The 16,897-nt window shown below is 57.8% G+C and carries 17 protein-coding genes; 10 read left to right on the forward strand and 7 right to left on the reverse strand.

From position 1 onward, the window contains the following. Window positions 1–44 precede the first annotated feature (44 nt). Window positions 45–2,303 (forward strand): ribonuclease R, encoded by a 2,259-nt coding sequence (gene rnr, locus ACR0EK_RS14470; protein WP_480967895.1) that lies wholly within the window; start codon window positions 45–47, stop codon window positions 2,301–2,303. Here the strand turns inward: rnr and ACR0EK_RS14475 are convergent. Together ACR0EK_RS14475 and ACR0EK_RS14480 are read right to left on the reverse strand one after the other, a co-directional pair. Next, window positions 2,294–2,680, reverse strand: a complete 387-nt coding sequence (locus ACR0EK_RS14475; RefSeq protein WP_480871153.1) for a DUF1801 domain-containing protein — start codon at window positions 2,678–2,680, stop codon at window positions 2,294–2,296. The genes rnr and ACR0EK_RS14475 overlap by 10 nt on opposite strands. Further along, window positions 2,677–3,375 (reverse strand): glutathione S-transferase family protein, encoded by a 699-nt coding sequence (locus tag ACR0EK_RS14480; protein ID WP_480900485.1) that lies wholly within the window; start codon window positions 3,373–3,375, stop codon window positions 2,677–2,679. Before ACR0EK_RS14480 ends, ACR0EK_RS14475 begins: the two co-directional genes overlap by 4 nt. An 84-nt stretch (window positions 3,376–3,459) precedes the next feature. On the opposite strand from ACR0EK_RS14480, the gene ACR0EK_RS14485 reads away from it, so the two are divergent. Beyond that, window positions 3,460–4,173 carry a helix-turn-helix transcriptional regulator gene (locus tag ACR0EK_RS14485; RefSeq protein WP_480774114.1) on the forward strand — a complete coding sequence of 238 codons (714 nt, stop codon included), beginning with the start codon at window positions 3,460–3,462 and terminating at the stop codon, window positions 4,171–4,173. A gap of 87 nt (window positions 4,174–4,260) precedes the next feature. Continuing rightward, entirely contained in the window at window positions 4,261–5,553 is a 1,293-nt protein-coding gene (locus tag ACR0EK_RS14490) for a lytic murein transglycosylase (protein ID WP_480900483.1), read from the forward strand. A 50-nt stretch (window positions 5,554–5,603) separates the two neighbouring features. On the opposite strand, the gene ACR0EK_RS14495 is transcribed toward ACR0EK_RS14490, so the two are convergent. Continuing rightward, window positions 5,604–7,001 (reverse strand): aspartate aminotransferase family protein, encoded by a 1,398-nt coding sequence (locus ACR0EK_RS14495; RefSeq protein ID WP_480900481.1) that lies wholly within the window; start codon window positions 6,999–7,001, stop codon window positions 5,604–5,606. A gap of 77 nt (window positions 7,002–7,078) precedes the next feature. Then, window positions 7,079–7,762: a GntR family transcriptional regulator gene (locus tag ACR0EK_RS14500; RefSeq protein WP_480900479.1), complete on the reverse strand. Its 684-nt coding sequence runs from the start codon at window positions 7,760–7,762 to the stop codon at window positions 7,079–7,081. A 140-nt stretch (window positions 7,763–7,902) separates the two neighbouring features. Between ACR0EK_RS14500 and ACR0EK_RS14505 the strand changes: the two genes are divergently transcribed. From ACR0EK_RS14505 to ACR0EK_RS14525, 5 genes are all read left to right on the forward strand, one after another. Beyond that, window positions 7,903–8,988: a polyamine ABC transporter substrate-binding protein gene (locus ACR0EK_RS14505; protein ID WP_267363696.1), complete on the forward strand. Its 1,086-nt coding sequence runs from the start codon at window positions 7,903–7,905 to the stop codon at window positions 8,986–8,988. A gap of 69 nt (window positions 8,989–9,057) precedes the next feature. Beyond that, window positions 9,058–10,185 (forward strand): ABC transporter ATP-binding protein, encoded by a 1,128-nt coding sequence (locus tag ACR0EK_RS14510; protein ID WP_480484142.1) that lies wholly within the window; start codon window positions 9,058–9,060, stop codon window positions 10,183–10,185. Beyond that, complete coding sequence (locus tag ACR0EK_RS14515; RefSeq protein WP_480484141.1) at window positions 10,185–11,075, forward strand: ABC transporter permease subunit; 891 nt, start codon at window positions 10,185–10,187, stop codon at window positions 11,073–11,075. The genes ACR0EK_RS14510 and ACR0EK_RS14515 overlap by 1 nt, the downstream gene beginning before the upstream one ends. Beyond that, the gene (locus ACR0EK_RS14520; protein WP_480474178.1) at window positions 11,072–11,890 is read left to right on the forward strand and encodes an ABC transporter permease; all 819 of its coding nucleotides are present in this window, start codon (window positions 11,072–11,074) and stop codon (window positions 11,888–11,890) included. Before ACR0EK_RS14515 ends, ACR0EK_RS14520 begins: the two co-directional genes overlap by 4 nt. After that, complete coding sequence (locus tag ACR0EK_RS14525) at window positions 11,887–13,191, forward strand: NAD(P)/FAD-dependent oxidoreductase (protein ID WP_480900477.1); 1,305 nt, start codon at window positions 11,887–11,889, stop codon at window positions 13,189–13,191. Before ACR0EK_RS14520 ends, ACR0EK_RS14525 begins: the two co-directional genes overlap by 4 nt. Here ACR0EK_RS14525 and ACR0EK_RS14530 read toward each other — a convergent pair. From ACR0EK_RS14530 to ACR0EK_RS14540, 3 genes are read right to left on the reverse strand one after another with little or no spacing between them, the layout of a single operon-like run. Further along, window positions 13,184–14,071: a phosphotransferase gene (locus ACR0EK_RS14530; RefSeq protein WP_480871147.1), complete on the reverse strand. Its 888-nt coding sequence runs from the start codon at window positions 14,069–14,071 to the stop codon at window positions 13,184–13,186. The two genes, ACR0EK_RS14525 and ACR0EK_RS14530, sit on opposite strands and share 8 nt — an antisense overlap. A 50-nt stretch (window positions 14,072–14,121) precedes the next feature. Next, window positions 14,122–14,784 (reverse strand): flagellar hook capping FlgD N-terminal domain-containing protein, encoded by a 663-nt coding sequence (locus tag ACR0EK_RS14535; RefSeq protein WP_480900476.1) that lies wholly within the window; start codon window positions 14,782–14,784, stop codon window positions 14,122–14,124. A gap of 3 nt (window positions 14,785–14,787) precedes the next feature. Continuing rightward, window positions 14,788–16,032, reverse strand: coding sequence for a flagellar hook-length control protein FliK (locus ACR0EK_RS14540; RefSeq protein WP_480774112.1), 1,245 nt, complete (start codon window positions 16,030–16,032; stop codon window positions 14,788–14,790). Window positions 16,033–16,142: 110 nt separating this feature from the next. Here ACR0EK_RS14540 and ACR0EK_RS14545 point away from each other — a divergent pair, with 110 nt between their 5' ends. Together ACR0EK_RS14545 and ACR0EK_RS14550 are read left to right on the forward strand one after the other, a co-directional pair. Continuing rightward, window positions 16,143–16,418, forward strand: coding sequence for a rod-binding protein (locus ACR0EK_RS14545; RefSeq protein ID WP_267366596.1), 276 nt, complete (start codon window positions 16,143–16,145; stop codon window positions 16,416–16,418). After that, window positions 16,408–16,767, forward strand: a complete 360-nt coding sequence (locus tag ACR0EK_RS14550; protein WP_209505010.1) for a flagellar biosynthesis protein FlgN — start codon at window positions 16,408–16,410, stop codon at window positions 16,765–16,767. The genes ACR0EK_RS14545 and ACR0EK_RS14550 overlap by 11 nt, the downstream gene beginning before the upstream one ends. The last annotated feature ends 130 nt before the right edge of the window (window positions 16,768–16,897 follow it).

Below are 16,897 nucleotides of genomic sequence, written 5' to 3' on the forward strand. Positions count from 1 at the left end.
TTTTTGGTCATGACGCGGTCGCAAACGCGTGCTACGCCGGAAGGATGACTCGCATCCCTACCAAGCAGGAGGTCCTTGACTGGATCTCGGCGAACCCCACCCTGACCTCGAAACGCGATATCGCCAAAGCCTTTGGCATTAAGGGCGCGGATCGTATTGACCTCAAGCGCATCCTCAAAGAGCTTGAGGCCGAAGGGCATCTTGAAAAACGCAAGCGCAGCTATCGCGACCCGGACCGCCTTCCGCCTGTCAGTGTTTTGCAAGTGAAGGCCCCGAATGCCGATAGTGATCTGTTTGCCCGACCACTGGAATGGCATGGCGAAGGGGTCGAGCCCATCGTTCTGATCATCGCGCGGGCCAGCGACCCGGCCCTGGGTGAGGGTGACCGCATTCTGGCCCGCCTGACCGTCGTGCACGAAGAAGATCACAATTACGAAGCCCGCCTGATCCGCCGAATCGGGACCAACCCGCGCAAGATCGTGGGCATATTCCGCAAAGGGGCCGAAGGGGGCAGAATCGTCCCTATCGACAAGGCGGGCCAGACTGAATGGCTGGTTGCCGATGGCGCGGTGCATGGTGCCAAAGACGGCGAATTGGTCGAGGCCGAACAGGCCGGGCCGAAAAATCGCATGGGCCTGCCGCGTGCGCGCATTGTTGAACGGTTGGGTGATCCGACCGCGCCCAAGGCTGTTTCGCTGATCGCGATCCACCAGCACGGTATCCCGGATGACTTTCCCGACAAGGTCATTGCTGAAGCAGACAATGCCAAACCCGTTGGCCTGAAGGGCCGCGAGGACCTGCGGGACATGCCGCTGCTGACCATCGACCCTTCGGATGCGCGCGATCGTGATGATGCCTGTTACGCGCACGCGGATGAAGACCCCAAGAACCCTGGTGGACATGTGATCTGGGTCGCTATCGCCGATGTTGCTGCTTATGTGCTGCCCGGCTCGGCCCTGGACCGCGAGGCGCGCAAGCGGGGCAATTCAAGTTATTTCCCTGACCGTGTGGTGCCGATGCTGCCTGATCGGCTGTCGGGTGATCTGTGTTCCCTGCATGAAGGTGTCCCGCGCGCCTGTGTCGCTGTGCGGATGCAGATTGACGCGGACGGTAACAAGATTGGTCATCGTTTTGTGCGGGGGTTGATGCGTTCGGTTGCGTCACTGAACTATGCCGAAGTGCAGGAGGCCATCGACGGCAACCCGAACGACCGCACTGGGCCATTGCTGGAGACGGTCTTGAAACCGCTTTATGCCGCCTATGCCGCGCTAAAGAAAGCGCGGGCTGTGCGACAGCCACTGGAACTGGACCTGCCCGAGCGTAAGATCGTGCTCAGCGAGACGGGTCATGTTGAAAGCGTGGCGTTCCGCGACCGGTTGGATGCGCATCGGTTGATCGAAGAGTTCATGATCCTCGCCAATGTTTCGGCTGCCGAGACACTGATCGCCAAGCGCCGTCCGCTGCTGTTTCGTGTGCACGAGGAACCCGCGCCCGAGAAGCTGGAAAGCCTGCGTGAAACGGCGCAGGCCGCCGGATTGAACCTTGCCAAGGGGCAGGTGCTGCAAACCAGCCACCTGAATGCGCTGCTGAACGCCGCCGCCGGGACCGAGGATGCGGAACTGATCAACCTGACCACCCTGCGGTCGATGGCACAGGCCTATTACAACCCAGAAAACTTCGGCCATTTCGGGCTGGCGCTGCGGAACTACGCGCATTTCACCTCGCCGATCCGGCGCTATGCCGACTTGGTCGTGCATCGGTCGCTGATCTCAGCCCACGGTTGGGGCACGGACGGTTTGACCGAAGACGAGATTACCCGGCTCGAAGAAACGGCGACTCATATTTCAGATACCGAACGCCGATCCATGATGGCTGAACGGGACACGACTGACCGTTATCTGGCCGCGTATCTCAGCGAGCGGGTTGGCAATGAGTTCACAGGCCGGATCAGCGGCATTGCCCGGTTTGGTGCATTTGTCAAAATGGACGAAACCGGCGCGGATGGCTTGGTTCCGGTGCGATCATTGGGGCGCGAGTTCTTCCATTTCGACCGCGAGGCCGGGACACTTATGGGGGCGGACACGGGGCTGATTATCGCCATCGGCCAACGTGTCACCGTTCGACTGACCGAAGCGACACCTGTGACCGGTGGGTTGGAGCTGGAGCTGCTGTCCATTGACGACCAGGCCCTGCCGCGTGGACATGGGCCAAAAGGGCGATCATCCCGGCGCAAAGCGATCAGCACCAAGCGCAAGAAAGACAAGATCAAGCGCAAGGTCGAACGCAGGCGCCGTCAGAGGTGATAGGTTAACGCGCGGGCAATCAGCCATCCGTGGCGTGTTGGATCGATTTGTGCGGTGTCATCAAACAGAACGGAACGGGTCCCATCGATCCGGTCCTCGGCCGGAAAGGCGGAAGTGAAATCGCTTATCAACCGGCTCTGACAGTGCACAAACAAGGCGAAACTTGCCGATTTGTGCGCGCCCAGCCGGATCGTTGACCCTTTGGGCGCAAGATAGGCGGGCTGACCCCAGCGCAGTTCCTCTCGCACCGTGCGGACGGCAGGCAGAGAGGCTGCCGTGTCAAACACAAGCTCCCGCAAGGCCAGCGCCCCCGCACGGGTTTGCGGGGGCAGGGTCTCAAAGGCCGAAGCGACCAAAGGGTTCTCAAAGGGTTTCATGCAATTGGTATCGCCTGTTCCAACCGGTCCACGTAGCTGTTCAGCAGGTTATCCTGTTTGATCCGGCGGGTCAGGGGGGTGTCCGCAGGTGTGGCGCGCATCGCGGCAAGCATTGGACCAACGCTCATGTCAGCCGATGTCGGACGGTCCCCAAGCAGGAAAGAGGATTGCCACAGATAGGCTGAGATCGCCTCGAGGTCACGTTCGATCCGGTCCAACCGTTCGGACAGCGAAAACCGCCCGATTCCCTGTGACGTAATCCCCTTCAGAACGGATTTCCGGATCGCATTGGATGCCGGTTTCCGGATCAACGCCGGAATTCCGGTAAAGAACGTATCGCGTAAGACTGGCCAGACTTCGTCATTGCCCCAACGATCCAGAACGATGTGAAAATACAGATGCTCTTCGGCCATGCGCACCAGTGCGCGGGACTGCGCCTTTTCGACATCCGTCAACCCTTTGTCGAAATCCGCGCCCTGCTGTTCCAACCATTCGCGGATCAGGTCGCTGTCCGGAACCAGGCGTTCCGGCGTCCGCAAAACGGGCAGCTTCTGGTGGGGCATCTTGCGGGGGTCAAGCATATCCGAGCGTTGCCAAGTCTGACCGGACTGCTGAAGCATCAATGCTGTCTTGACGCAGAAGGGGCTGGCACTGAACAGGCCGAAGGCAGAGGGGAAGGTGAGAAGGGTCAGCATTATGAGGCTCCGTGTCATTGTGTGCTGACTGAGTATCGGGACCTAATGACATTTTCTGTCATTAGGGGTAAGCTATTGTACATCATGTCCCGCACCGCCCGATTGTTCCAACTGATGCAAGCCCTGCGTTCTGGTCCTTCGCCCAGAACATCCGAACAGTTGGCGCAGGATTTGGGTGTTTCGGCCCGAACAATTCATCGGGATATTGATGCATTGCGCGGACTGGGTGCCGTGATCGACGGCGAAGCGGGGTTTGGCTTTACCCTGATCGAGGACGCGACCCTGCCCCCATTGGGGTTCACTGATGATGAGCTTGAAGCGTTGGTTCTGGGCCTGCGCGAAGTTCAGGTGATTGGCGATCCGGCTTTGTCGGGCGCGGCGGGTACGGCCCTGCGGAAACTTCAGGGACGCTTGCCGCAACGCCAGTCCCATCGGCTCAGCCATGCGGTTCTGGCGGCTACGCGATTCAACCGCCCGCCTGAACCCTCGATTGACGTGGCCACTCTGCGGCAGGCGACGTGGGATGAGCGCGCGGTCGAGTTTTTCTATACAGATGCGAAAGGCGATGCTACGCACAGGCGCGTCAACCCGTTGAGTATCGTCTATCTGGATCACTCGAACGTGTTGTTGGGCTGGTGCCACCTGCGACAGGATTTCCGCGTTTTCCGGTTGGATCGGTTGCAGGACATGTCAGTGACCGAACAAAGCTTCAGGCCGAACCGCGTGCCCCTGCTGCGCGAGGCATTGGAACGCATTCGGGCAGAGCGTGCTGCGCAGGAGCGTGAGGCGAACGTCTGAGCACTTTGTGAATTTCCGATTTTGCGCTACCCTGTGGTCGAGCAGTAATCAGGAAAAAACGGAATGCGAAAATGCGTAGGCGGCGTCATGACCGTCGCATTGTGGGCATCCATAGTGCAGGCGGAAACAACAGAAAACTCCAGATGGGCAGACGGCGGGAAATCGCGCGATGTGCTGCAACTGGCTTCGGCGGATGTAACCGTTTCGATCCGTCCGGTCCCGCGCCCGTTGATTGAGGCCTTGCCCGTGGCTTCTGCGACAAAGGCACGGTTTCAGTCTTGGCTCGGCGCCTTTCAGGGCCGTGCGCGACGGCAGGGTATTTCGCAGGGAACACTGAATCAGGTGTTCTCGGGGATGAGCTATGACGAAGATGTCCTGGAACGGGATCGCAATCAGGCCGAGTTTTCGAAACCCATCTGGGAGTATCTTGAGACCGCAGTGTCGGAAACGCGCCTGTCGAACGGGCGTGCGGCCATGCAGCGGCATCGGCAGGTGTTGAACCGGATCGAGGCTGAATACGGTGTCGAAAAAGAGGTGGTCGCTGCCATCTGGGGGCTTGAAACCTCTTTCGGGTCTTATCGCGGCAGCAGTCCAACGCTTCGTTCATTGGCAACGCTAGCCTTTGATGCGCGGCGGGCACAATTCTTTGAAACGCAGTTGGTCGCTGCCCTGCGGATTGTGCAGGCTGGCGATATCAGCGCCGGCAACATGCTTGGCAGTTGGGCGGGCGCAATGGGGCATACACAATTCATGCCCACGTCATATCTGGATCACGCGGTGGATTTTGACGGTGATGGCCGGCGGGACATCTGGTCGGATGACCCGACGGATGCGCTGGCTTCGGCGGCGTCTTATCTGGCGCGGCATGGTTGGACCAGGGGTCAGCCGTGGGGCGTGGAGGTGCGTCTGCCCACCGATTTCGATTACGCCTCAGCCCGTCGTGATTTTACGCTGACGCCGTCCGAATGGGCCGCACGGGGTGTCGTGGCGCGGGATGGCACCGCCGTGCCGGATCATGGGAAGGCCGCGATCCTGCTTCCGGCCGGAAGTCAGGGCGTCGCGCTGATGATTTTTGACAATTTCAACGTGATCGAGGAGTATAACGGGGCCGACGCATATGTGATCGGCATCGGGCATCTGTCTGACCGGCTTGTAGGGGGCGCACCGTTTCAATCCGACTGGCCGCGCGGCGACTTGGTGCTGAGTTTTGCCGAGAAAAAGGAACTTCAGACCCGTCTGACGGATGCGGGCTTTGACACAAAGGGTGTCGACGGGCGCACCGGGCCAAATACGATCAACGCCGTTCGGGCGTATCAACTGGCGCAGGGGCTGGTCCCGGACGGATACCCCACGCCAAACCTGCTGGAGAGGTTACGGTAAAGAAAAGGCGGCCCGAATGGGCCGCCTTTGAAGACGCATAAATCGCTAAATCAAGATGCGGCTTTCATCAGCCCTTGCGCAATGATCTCGGCCTGTGCTTCGTCCAGCGACTTGTAGATCCGCACGAACATCTCGTCGATATCCGCGGGTGTCAGGATCAGCGGGGGTGAAATGATCATCCGGTCGCCGACGTGGCGCATGATCAGGTTATTGGCAAAGCACCGATCACGGCAGATATAGCCGACCGTGCCGGGTTCGGATGCGAATTTGGCGCGGCTTGCTTTGTTCGGGGTCAGCGCGATGGAGGCCATCATGCCAACGATCTTGGCCTCACCCACCAGCGGATGATCTGCCAGTGCCTCCCATTTCTCTTTCAGATAGGGGGCGGCAACGTCGCGCACGTGCTCAACGATCTTCTCTTCTTCGAGGATGCGCAGGTTCTCCAACGCCACGGCAGCCGCGACCGGGTGGCCGGAATAGGTATAGCCGTGATTGAATTCGGTACCGCCGATCACTTCGGCGATTTCGTCGTTCACGATGGACCCGCCGATGGGTGCATAGCCCGAGCTAAGGCCCTTTGCGATGGTCATGATATGCGGTTTGATGCCAACGGTTTCCGATCCGAACCAGTTGCCTGTCCGGCCAAATCCGCAGATGACCTCGTCAGCTATCAGCAGGATATCGTACTTGTCGCAGATACGCTGAATTTCCGGCCAGTATGTATCGGGCGCCACGATTACACCGCCTGCGCCCTGAACCGGCTCGGCGATAAAGGCGGCGACCCGGTCTTCGCCCAACTCTTCGATCGCCTCTTCCAGCTCGCGCGCGCGGGCCAGACCGAATTCTTCGGGCGACATATCGCCGCCTTCGGCCCACCAATTGGGTTGGTTAATGTGGTGGATATTCGGGATCGGAATGCCGCCCTGCGCGTGCATCCCGGCCATACCACCCAGCGAGGCCGAACCCACGGATGAGCCGTGATAGGCGTTCTTGCGGCTGATGATGATGTTCTTGTCAGGCTGGCCTTTCTGGGCCCAGTAGGTGCGCACGAGGCGGATATTGGTATCGTTTGCCTCGGACCCGCCTGCTGCGAAAAAGACATGGTTCAGATCGCCCGGTGCCAGTTCGGCAATCTTGGCGGCTAAAGCAATCGCGGGGACGTGGGTCGTTTTGAAGAAGGTGTTGTAATAGGGCAGCTCGCGCATCTGGCGCGCGGCAACATCGGCCAGCTCATCACGCCCATATCCGATATTGACGCACCACAGGCCTGCCATTGCATCCAGAATTTCCTCGCCTTCGCTGTCGGTCAGATAAACACCATTGGCACGTGTGATCACGCGCGCCCCTTCCTTCCCCAGCGCACCATTGGCCGAGAAAGGGTGAATGTGATGCGCGGCATCCAGCGCCTGCAATTCGGCGGTCGGCATGTGGTTGGTGATGGTAGACATCGGAGAATCTCCTACAAGAACGCAGTTGGCGAACACAATATGATCAAATTTTTTCCTGTCAATCGAATCAAGTTAGATCAGACAGACGTCAATGCCTCCGCCATCAGGTCCATACCCTGTTCGATGTCCTGAGCGGTTGCCTTTGCAGTCATTTCTGCGTCACCGGCGCGCAAAGCGGCAATAATGTCCTTGTGCCGATCCGGAAGGCTCTGTGTGCCGAAGCGCCCGCAGACAACACGCAAAGAGGGGCCAAACCGCAACCAAAGTCTTTCAGCCAGATCACTGAGGATCGGCGCGTTTGCGTAAGAATACAGCGTTTCGTGAAAAGCTTGGTTCAAACGCAGATAGCCACCGACATCACCATCGGCGATCATGCGATCCAAATGCCTGTCCAGGCGTTCCAGGTGATCAATGTCCTGCGTATTCAGGTTGGCGGTTGCACGTCTGGAAAGCTCTGATTCTATTGAAATTCTGGCGAAGATCATCTCTTCAATATCGTTCGAGTTCAGCAGCGGTACACTGACGCGCCGATTGCCCTGGAAAACCAACCCTCCATCCGAGATCAACCGGCGAATCGCTTCGCGGACCGGAGTCATCCCAACACCCAGCGAATCAGTCAGGCCCTGGATTGTGACGGGCTGACCTGGGACCAGTTCACCGAACAGAATCTGTGATCTGAGTGTTTGGTAAACCTGCTCATGCGCGGGTTGTTTGCCCCCTTCGGTCGACGGCGCATATGCCTTATTTTTGATCAAATCCAATTGGTTCTTCCCATTTCGACTAAGCCTGACTTGTCAGGTGACTGGCCACGTGAAACCATACGCTGGATCGAGGGAAAACGCAAAACTTGATCAAATCCAAAAAAACGGGAAAATACCCGTACACTTGCAGGGAGAAGAATATGACAATCAAAACGCTGACTATGACGGCGGTCATCGCATTGGGGACTTCGGCGGCATTTGCTGAAGAGGTGCGTGTTTACAACTGGTCCGACTACATCGACGAAGAACTGCTGAGCAAATTCGAAGCAGAAACAGGTCTGACCCTGATCTATGACGTGTTTGACAGCAACGAGGTTCTGGAAACCAAGATGCTGGCTGGTGGTTCGGGCTATGATGTGGTGGTGCCGTCAGGTACATTCCTTCAGCGCCAGATCCAGGCCGGCGCGTTTCAGCAGCTGGACCAAAGCAAGCTTTCGAACGCCGGAAACCTTTGGGATGTAATCGAAGAGCGAACCGCCGGTTATGACCCGGACAACGCGTATTCGATCAACTACATGTGGGGAACAACCGGGATCGGCGTGAATGTCGGTAAGGTCAAAGAGGTTCTGGGCGACGACGTTGCTCTGAACAGCATGGATCTGGTCTTGAAGCCCGAGAACATGGAAAAGCTGGCCACTTGCGGCGTGCATTTCCTGGATGCCCCGGCCGAGATCATTCCCATGGTGCTGCAATACCTTGGTGAAAACCCCGACAGCCACGACGCGGACGTGATTGGCAAGACCGAAGCGGTTCTGACGGCGGTCCGCCCGCATATCCAGAAATTCCACAGCTCGGAATACATCAATGCACTGGCAAACGGCGATATCTGCGTTGCTGTGGGCTGGTCGGGTGACATCCTTCAGGCACGCGACCGTGCCGCAGAGGCAGATAACGGGGTGGAGATCGAGTATCACCCCTTCGCCGAAGGGTCACTGATGTGGTTCGACCAGATGGCAATTCCTGTCGATGCTCCAAATCCCGAAGGCGCACACACGTTCCTTAACTTCATTCTGGACGCCAACAACATGGCGGCGGCATCGAACTATGTGTATTACGCCAATGGCAACAAAGCGTCTCAGGAATTTCTGGAAGAGGACGTGATCGGCGATCCGGCCATCTATCCGGATGATGCCACGATGCAGAACCTGTACATCACGACACCTTATCCGGCGAAAACACAGCGGGTCGTGACGCGTCTGTGGACCAAGGTCAAATCGGGTACCTGATCCGAATTGCACCGGCAGGGCGGCGCCGCCGCCTTGCCTCTCTTTCCAGCTATTCGAACGAGGGCCGTAGTGAATTCTGACGTCTTTGCGCCATGGGATGACCCGCAGGCGAAACCCTTGATCCAGTTCCGAAACGTGACCAAGCGTTTTGGTGAATTTACTGCCATCGACAACCTGTCTCTGGATATCTTCGAGCGAGAGTTCTTTGCCCTGCTTGGTCCGTCTGGATGTGGCAAAACGACGATGATGCGGATGCTGGCCGGGTTCGAAACACCGACCGAAGGCCAAATCCTGCTTGGGGGGAAGGATATCGACCCGATCCCGCCCAACAAGCGGGCCGTGAACATGATGTTCCAGTCCTATGCCCTTTTTCCTCATCTTAGCGTCTGGGAAAACATCGCCTTTGGCTTGCGCCGGGACAGAATGCCCAAACACGATCTGGAAGACCGGGTCGAAGAGATGCTGCGCCTGACCCGGCTTGAACAGTTCGCCCGCCGCAAACCGCATCAGATATCGGGTGGGCAGAGGCAGCGTGTGGCGCTGGCGCGCTCACTTGCCAAAGCGCCCAAGCTTTTGCTGCTGGATGAACCGCTGGGCGCGCTGGACAAGAAGTTGCGCCAGGATACCCAATTCGAACTGATGGATATTCAGGAAAAAACCGGCACCACATTCGTGATCGTTACGCACGATCAGGAAGAGGCCATGACAGTCGCCAGCCGTGTGGCGGTGATGGATCAGGGTCAGCTTATGCAGGTTGCCACTCCGGACCGGATTTATGAGAACCCCGCCTCGGTCTATGTCGCTGATTTCATCGGGGACGTGAACATCATCGAAGGGCGCGCGACATCTGTCGGAGAGGATACCTATCAGGTAGACTGGGCCGAAGGGCAAGCGCCGCTGACCGCCGCATCAGCGAAGAACTTTGAAAAAAGTCAGTTTTGCCATCTGGCGATCCGCCCGGAAAAAGTGACAATCTCGGCCGAGCGTCCGGCAGATGCAGTGAATGCGGTGCAAGGCAAGGTTCATGACATCGCGTATCTGGGCAATCTGTCCACTTACCACGTTGAGTTGGCAAACGGCACAATCATCAAGGCGCAGACGGCCAATACCCGCCGCATCTCGCGCCGTTCATTCACCTGGGAAGACCCGGTCTGGCTGTCCTGGACGGCCACGGCTGCGGTCCTGCTGGCCGACTGATGCGCCGCGCTGTTCTGATCGCCATACCTTATGTCTGGCTGTTGGCGCTGTTCATGGTGCCATTCTTCATCGTTCTGAAGATTTCGCTGTCGGACACCGCGCTTGCGATCCCGCCCTATACACCGACACTGGATTTTTCAGCTGGTTGGTCGGGGATCAAAGAGTTCTTCAGCCAGCTTGATCTTGAAAACTTCATCTGGCTGACCGAGGACGACCTGTACTGGAAAGCGTATCTGTCCAGCGTCAAGATCGCTTTGATCTCAACCTTCCTGACTTTGCTGGTTGGCTACCCCATCGCCTATGGCATGGCCCGTGCGCCCGAGGAATGGCGGCCAACACTGATGATGCTGGTGATCCTGCCTTTCTGGACGTCATTCCTGATCCGGGTCTATGCGTGGATGGGCATTCTGTCGAATGAAGGGTACCTTAACCAACTGCTTCTGTGGACGGGCATCATTTCGACGCCTTTGACGATCCTGAACACCTCGACTGCCGTCTATATCGGTATTGTCTACACTTATCTTCCGTTCATGATCCTGCCGATTTATTCGTCATTGGAACGCATGGATGGTTCGCTGATCGAGGCGGCCGAGGATTTGGGTTGCTCGAGGGCACAAGCCTTCTGGCTGGTCACCATTCCACTGTCCAGACCGGGCATCATCGCAGGTTGTTTTCTGGTGATGATCCCCGTGATCGGTGAGTTTGTGATCCCGTCACTACTGGGTGGGTCCGGCACGTTGATGATCGGCAAGGTTCTGTGGGAAGAGTTTTTCTCGAACCGAGACTGGCCCGTGGCAAGTGCTGTCGCGATCGTGCTGTTGCTTATTCTGGTCGTTCCCATTGTGCTGTTCCAGCGCAACCAGCAGAAACAGGCGGAGGCTGACGGATGAACAGATTAAGCTGGTTCAATACAGTTTCGCTGACGCTGGGTTTTGCGTTCCTCTATATTCCGATGATCATCCTGATCATCTTCAGCTTTAACGAAAGCAAGCTGGTCACGGTCTGGGCCGGGTTTTCGACCAAATGGTATGGCGAACTGGTTCAGAACGAGGCATTTCTGGATGCCGCGTGGGTCACGGTCCGGGTTGCGGTGTTTTCTTCGACACTGGCAACGATTCTGGGGACTGCGGCCGCTTATGTGCTGGTTCGGGGCAAGCGGTTCTTTGGCCGGACACTGTTTTCCGGCATGATCTACGCGCCACTTGTGATGCCCGAGGTGATCACCGGCCTGTCGCTGTTGTTGCTGTTTATCGGGATCGGGCTGGACCGGGGTATCCTGACAATCGTTCTGGCTCACACAACATTTTCGATGTGTTTTGTCTCGGTTGTCGTCTCGTCACGGCTTGTGACATTCGACAAATCGCTGGAAGAAGCCGCTTTGGATCTGGGTTGTTCACCCGCGCAGGCCTTTGGTCTGGTCACCCTGCCGATCATCGCGCCTGCGGTAATCTCGGGCTGGCTGCTGGCTTTCACATTGTCGCTGGATGATCTGGTTATCGCGTCGTTCACATCGGGCCCGTCGGCGACGACCCTGCCGATCAAGATCTTTTCGGCCGTGCGGCTGGGCGTCAGCCCCGAGATAAACGCGCTGTCGACGATTATGATCGCGGTCGTGACGGTTGGGGTGATCACGGCCTCACTTGTGACCAAACGCGCGATGATGCGCCAACGGCAGGACGAGCAGGCCGCTGCGCGCACCGAATGAAACGGATATTTCCCGAATACACCTATGGCGCAGGTCCTCGTGGTGGTTGCTGGTGGGACGAAACCATTGCAAACCCGAACTGGCCAGAGCTTCAGGGCGATCTGAACGTTGATGTTGCCATCGTCGGTGGCGGCTTTACAGGGGTCTCAGCGGCTTGGCATCTGGCAGAAAACGCGACCTCCGTAGCTGTGTTCGAGGCAGGCCCACCGGGGTGGGGCGCATCAGGTCGCAATGGCGGTTTCTGCTGTCTTGGCGGATCGAAGCTTGGGCAAAAGTCTATGGTGCGCCGCTATGGCCGCGAAGCGGCGCAAGCCTATGAGACGGCTGAGCAGGATGCGGTCCAGCTGGTTGCCGATCTACTGGCGCGGCATCGGATAGATGCCGATACGCATTCCAACGGTGAGACTCAACTGGCCCATTCGCGGCATGCGATGGATGTCCTGCGCCGATACGCGGACGAGACCGGCATTCTGCACCAAGCTGCTGAATTACCAGCGCTCGGTATGGGTGGTGCATTTTTCGGTGGGTATACTCTGCCGGTTGGCTTCGGGCTCAATCCCCGGAAATACCTGTTCGGGCTGGCAAGCGCTGCGGCAGCTTTGGGAGCGAATTTCTTCCAGAACAGCCCCGTTCTGAACATTAAAAAAACGACGTCCGGCTTCAGGCTGCAAACAAGCGCGGGGCAGGTTAACGCACAGGTCGTGCTGATTTGTACCAACGGGTATTCCAGCGAAGACATCCCCGATTGGATGTCCGGACGCTATTTGCCCGCGCAATCGACGGTTATGGTAACACGCCCACTTAGCCAGGCAGAACTGTCGGCGCAGGGCTGGAACTCGGACCAGATATGTTACGACACGCGCAATCTTCTGCACTATTTTCGCCTGATGCCGGATGGGCGCTTTTTGTTCGGAATGAGAGGCGGCTTGTTGTCGTCGCCCCGGTCCGAGGCCGCGATCCGGGCAAAGGTTCAACAGGACTTCAAGCGCATGTTCCCGGCCTGGGCAGCGGTTGAGGCGACTCATATCTGGTCGGGGATGGTGTGCCTTTCGCGAAGCCTGATGCCTTATGTCGGTGCCGTGCCCAAGCAGCCAGGCATGTTTGCCGGATTTGCGTATCATGGCAACGGCGTCGCTATGGGGACTTACAGCGGGCGCGCATTGGCGCGGCTGGCATTGGGCAAGGAGGCCCACTTGCCAGCCCCGATGAGGCAAACTCCTGAACGGTTTCCGATGGGCCGCTGGCGTCGCGCATTGATGCCACCGGCATACGCCCTGTTTGCGCTTTCCGACCTCAGGTAAACTCAATCGGTTTCAGGGTTTCGATTTCCAGTTTCAACCCTTCGGAATAGTCGGGTGCACCGTTTTCTGCGCGCCACAGGCAATAAGCGGCCATGCGCCAAGCATACCATGGCTTGAGCCGTTGATAACGGGCGACAATCTCGGGTCTGCGATAGGCGGACAGAAACTGAACTTCTTCCGCGTCCGACAATGGTGAGCCCCGGTACAACCTTTGCATTGCCGGGGACAGAAACAGCGCAAGGTCTTCGCACGGGTCGCCAAAGGCCGGGCATTGCCAGTCGATCAAGGTCAGGCCGCGGGACGCGACCAGAATATTTCCAGCGACCGGGTCGCCATGGATCAGGCAAGTCTTGGTCGTGGAAGGAACAGATATCGAAGGTTGCAGTTTTGCCAGTTCGTTTCGGGTTTCTGACCTGCACCCTTGCAGAATTCTGTGCCCATGGGCCATCAGATCCGCGCTGCCGTTACACCCGGCGGGCGCTGGAATGGTGTTGGGCAGCGAGTGCAACCTGCGCAGCAGTTCACCAACCTTGTCCGACCCATTCCGCCAAGGTGTTCCGGGTGCGTGGTCGTAAAACACCCAATGCGCGTTCCTGTGCTGTCCTGCGGCGCGCAGCCTTGGTACAAATCCGGTCGGTCCAAGCGCCTTGAGGCAGAGAGCTTCCAGCTTTGCATCATTTCGAAACAAGGGGTTGCGTAAGGTCGGGCTGTAGAGCTTCAGTACTTTGTCGCCGTTGTCCCCCAGCACTTTCCACACCCTGTTGGTCCGACCACCATACAGGATTTCGAACTGCGCGTACATGTTGACCAACCCCATAGTGCTGAGGTGTTCAACCAGATCATGAGGGGGGGCAGGCAGGTCGGGCAGAGGTCTTTTCACTTCTTCTGGCGAGTCGAGTTGCCAACCTTTGGCCCGTACTGCCTGACAGATCAAGCGCCCGTTCGGACCGCAGTGATCAGATCTGCGGAAATCACTTGACCACCTTGCAGGGTCAGCAGAACAGCATCCTCTCCCACCTGCGCTTCGACGACGCGGTTATAGGCAGCAACCGGTTTCTCGGAAATCAGCCGGTCATTCTTATAGCTTTCCAGCGTCGCGGTGTAGTTGCCAGCGGCCATCGGATCGCCTGAGGAATTCACACCTGCCCAAGCAAACTCCGTCGCTGTTGTGGGAACAGAAACCGTGTCGACGACTGTGCCTTCATGATCACGGATCACCAGTCTGGTTGCGTCCGCGTCAGAATCCGCGTTCGAGAACAGGGTCACCGGCTGGCCGTTGAAATGGAACCCCGATGCAGATCGGACGTCCATTCCGACCCAGCTTGCAAGGTCGTTCAGATTGACACTGCCAAGCGTGCTGGTCAGGGCGGAAAGCAGGTCATTGGTTTGAATCTGTTGTTCAACCATCGAAAACTGCGCAAGTTGCGATGCGTATTCGGTTGAATCCATCGGCTCCAGCGGGTCCTGATTCTGGGCCTGCGCGGTCAGCATCAGCAGAAACGTTTCGAAATCCGAGGTGATCGCAGAACTCCGGGACGGACCGGCAGTTTGCTGAGAGGTGGCAGCCTGTGTGGCGGTGACGGGTGTGATCATTTTTCAATATCTCATATCGATGCCCCTGACCGGAGCAGGAGTTTGTGGAAGCGGCGTGGCTTGCGCGAGGTGTACGTTCTGAACCGGTTCGGATTCCGGTGCGGCCTGAGCGTCGAATTCATCTGTCCACTGATCCCGTGCACCTGAATCCGACGGAGTCCCCAGATCGATGTTCAGGTTCCCATAGCCCAGTTTCTGAAACTCCTCCGTAAGAACGGACAGGTGGCGGCGCAAAAGTTCCATCGTGTCCGGGCGTTCGGTGGCGATTGTCATCTGGAGCCCGTCATCCCGACCGTTCAGCACAATGGATACGCGCCCCAATTCTTCGGGGCTTAGCGAGATTTCCATGATGCCGGTTCCCGGTCGGGTCTGAATCGTTGCCGCCAATTGCCCGGCTATGGCACGGGCAATTTCAGCACGGGCGAACGGAGAGGGCATCGCCGAGTGTTGTGCCACCTCGCGGGGGGCTTGCTGAACGGGTTCGTCTAAGGCGATGGGCACAGAGTCAACCTCATGAACCGGTGCCGCCTGTTCCGCTTCGATTGAGTTGAGGATCAGCTGAAGCTGCGCAACGGGTGTCGCGCGGTTTGGACTTGTCGGATTGGGCGTGGCAGCGACTTCCGCTGTCTCGGGCGCCGTCTTTGCGCTTTCAAGGAGGGGTTCGGCTTTCAACCCGGCTGTCTGGTCCTTTGATCGGGTTGGCTGGCTCAGCACAGGCAAAGCCTCTGAGGGTTTTTGGGCTGGCGTGACCTGGGTCGAAGCGGTGTGAACCTGCTCTTCGATTGGTTGCCCGGGCACAAAGGGTTGAATGTCGGTCTGACGGGGCAAACCCATTGACGCAACGGTTTGTTCCGGTTCTGTCGTACCCGTTGCGGGGATATCCGCTGCGGCAGGAACAAACGGCGCGGGATGCACTGTATCTGCCCCAGGCGTTTCGGATGTCCCGGCCATCTCGGTCTGCGACGAAATGTTGTTTGCCAACTCTGGTGCCCGAGGTGAAATCGCCTCGACAGATGCCTCAGCCGTGTTTGACAGAACGGCCTCAACCTCAATCTCGGCAGTTTCGTCGGTGGTTTCGATAGAAGTGGCCAAAGCCGTGGTGCCGGGGAGAGGATGTGTTTGGTTTCCCTGTTCAAGGATGTCCTCGAAACTGTCCGACCCGGCAGTACGACCCGGATCTTTGGCGGGCGAACTGGGTTTCGCAGTTGCTGTTGGCGCTGCGGCTGCCAGCGTTAGTGGGTTGGGCATTTTGCTCTGGCTCCGTGTGATTGATCAGAACTCTGCCCGCAGGAAGTTACGTTTATTTTAACCGCTTTCACCTTTGATCGAGAAAGTTCGAAGCATTTTCGGAGAAAACCATGCACGTCTCAGCAATTCCCCAGGTGGCTCAAACGCCATTGGCCCAGACACGACTGAAAGACGCGGCCATCGAGTTGGAGGCCGCATTCCTCAGCGAAATGATGAAGTCGGCCGGATTGGGCAAAACGCGCCAGTCTTTTGGAGGAGGAGCCGGTGAAGATCAGTTTTCTTCGTTTCTTGTTCAGCATCAGGCACGCGAACTGGCCCGGGCTGGCGGGGTGGGTTTGTCAGAAATTCTGCTGAAATCACTGATGGAGAAAACCGATGACATCTGAAGTCGACATGGCACTGATCAAATCTCTGGAAGAAGTTTTGGATCTGGAGCGTGCCGCGCTTGTCCAGGGTGATCTGGATCGTCTGACGCATATGGTGCCGGAAAAAGAAAAACTGATCGGCGCGATCAACGACCTTCAGGTGCTTGACAGTGATGCATTGGTTCGAGTGCAGCAGAAAGTCGAACGCAACCAGGCATTGCTGAACAGTGCCGCCGAGGGGATTCGGGCCGTCGCCAGCCGCATGGCTGAACTGCGGCGGGTTCGGCAGGAGTTCAGTACTTACGGCGCTGATGGGCAACGAAGTGAGTTTCCCGTTCGTAACACGCCAAAGCTGGAAAAACGCGCATAGGCCTGGGTTTAATTCAAATCTGAAACTTCTGGTCCGGGCGTTTTAGCACTCCGTTAGGGGATCGGGCTCAAAAGTGATGCTGCACCTGAAAACATCAGGTGGCGCGAACAGCCACGCGGCGCGTCGCACA

Source organism: Ruegeria sp. AE4 (assembly GCF_056542185.1).

Coding starts and splice junctions, on each gene's coding strand:
- rnr (WP_480967895.1), top strand. CDS start 45: ATGACTCGCATCCCTACCAAGCAGGAGGTCCTTGACTGGATCTCGGCG.
- ACR0EK_RS14475 (WP_480871153.1), bottom strand. CDS start 2,680: ATGAAACCCTTTGAGAACCCTTTGGTCGCTTCGGCCTTTGAGACCCTG.
- ACR0EK_RS14480 (WP_480900485.1), bottom strand. CDS start 3,375: ATGCTGACCCTTCTCACCTTCCCCTCTGCCTTCGGCCTGTTCAGTGCC.
- ACR0EK_RS14485 (WP_480774114.1), top strand. CDS start 3,460: ATGTCCCGCACCGCCCGATTGTTCCAACTGATGCAAGCCCTGCGTTCT.
- ACR0EK_RS14490 (WP_480900483.1), top strand. CDS start 4,261: ATGACCGTCGCATTGTGGGCATCCATAGTGCAGGCGGAAACAACAGAA.
- ACR0EK_RS14495 (WP_480900481.1), bottom strand. CDS start 7,001: ATGTCTACCATCACCAACCACATGCCGACCGCCGAATTGCAGGCGCTG.
- ACR0EK_RS14505 (WP_267363696.1), top strand. CDS start 7,903: ATGACAATCAAAACGCTGACTATGACGGCGGTCATCGCATTGGGGACT.
- ACR0EK_RS14515 (WP_480484141.1), top strand. CDS start 10,185: ATGCGCCGCGCTGTTCTGATCGCCATACCTTATGTCTGGCTGTTGGCG.
- ACR0EK_RS14520 (WP_480474178.1), top strand. CDS start 11,072: ATGAACAGATTAAGCTGGTTCAATACAGTTTCGCTGACGCTGGGTTTT.
- ACR0EK_RS14525 (WP_480900477.1), top strand. CDS start 11,887: ATGAAACGGATATTTCCCGAATACACCTATGGCGCAGGTCCTCGTGGT.
- ACR0EK_RS14535 (WP_480900476.1), bottom strand. CDS start 14,784: ATGATCACACCCGTCACCGCCACACAGGCTGCCACCTCTCAGCAAACT.
- ACR0EK_RS14540 (WP_480774112.1), bottom strand. CDS start 16,032: ATGCCCAACCCACTAACGCTGGCAGCCGCAGCGCCAACAGCAACTGCG.
- ACR0EK_RS14545 (WP_267366596.1), top strand. CDS start 16,143: ATGCACGTCTCAGCAATTCCCCAGGTGGCTCAAACGCCATTGGCCCAG.
- ACR0EK_RS14550 (WP_209505010.1), top strand. CDS start 16,408: ATGACATCTGAAGTCGACATGGCACTGATCAAATCTCTGGAAGAAGTT.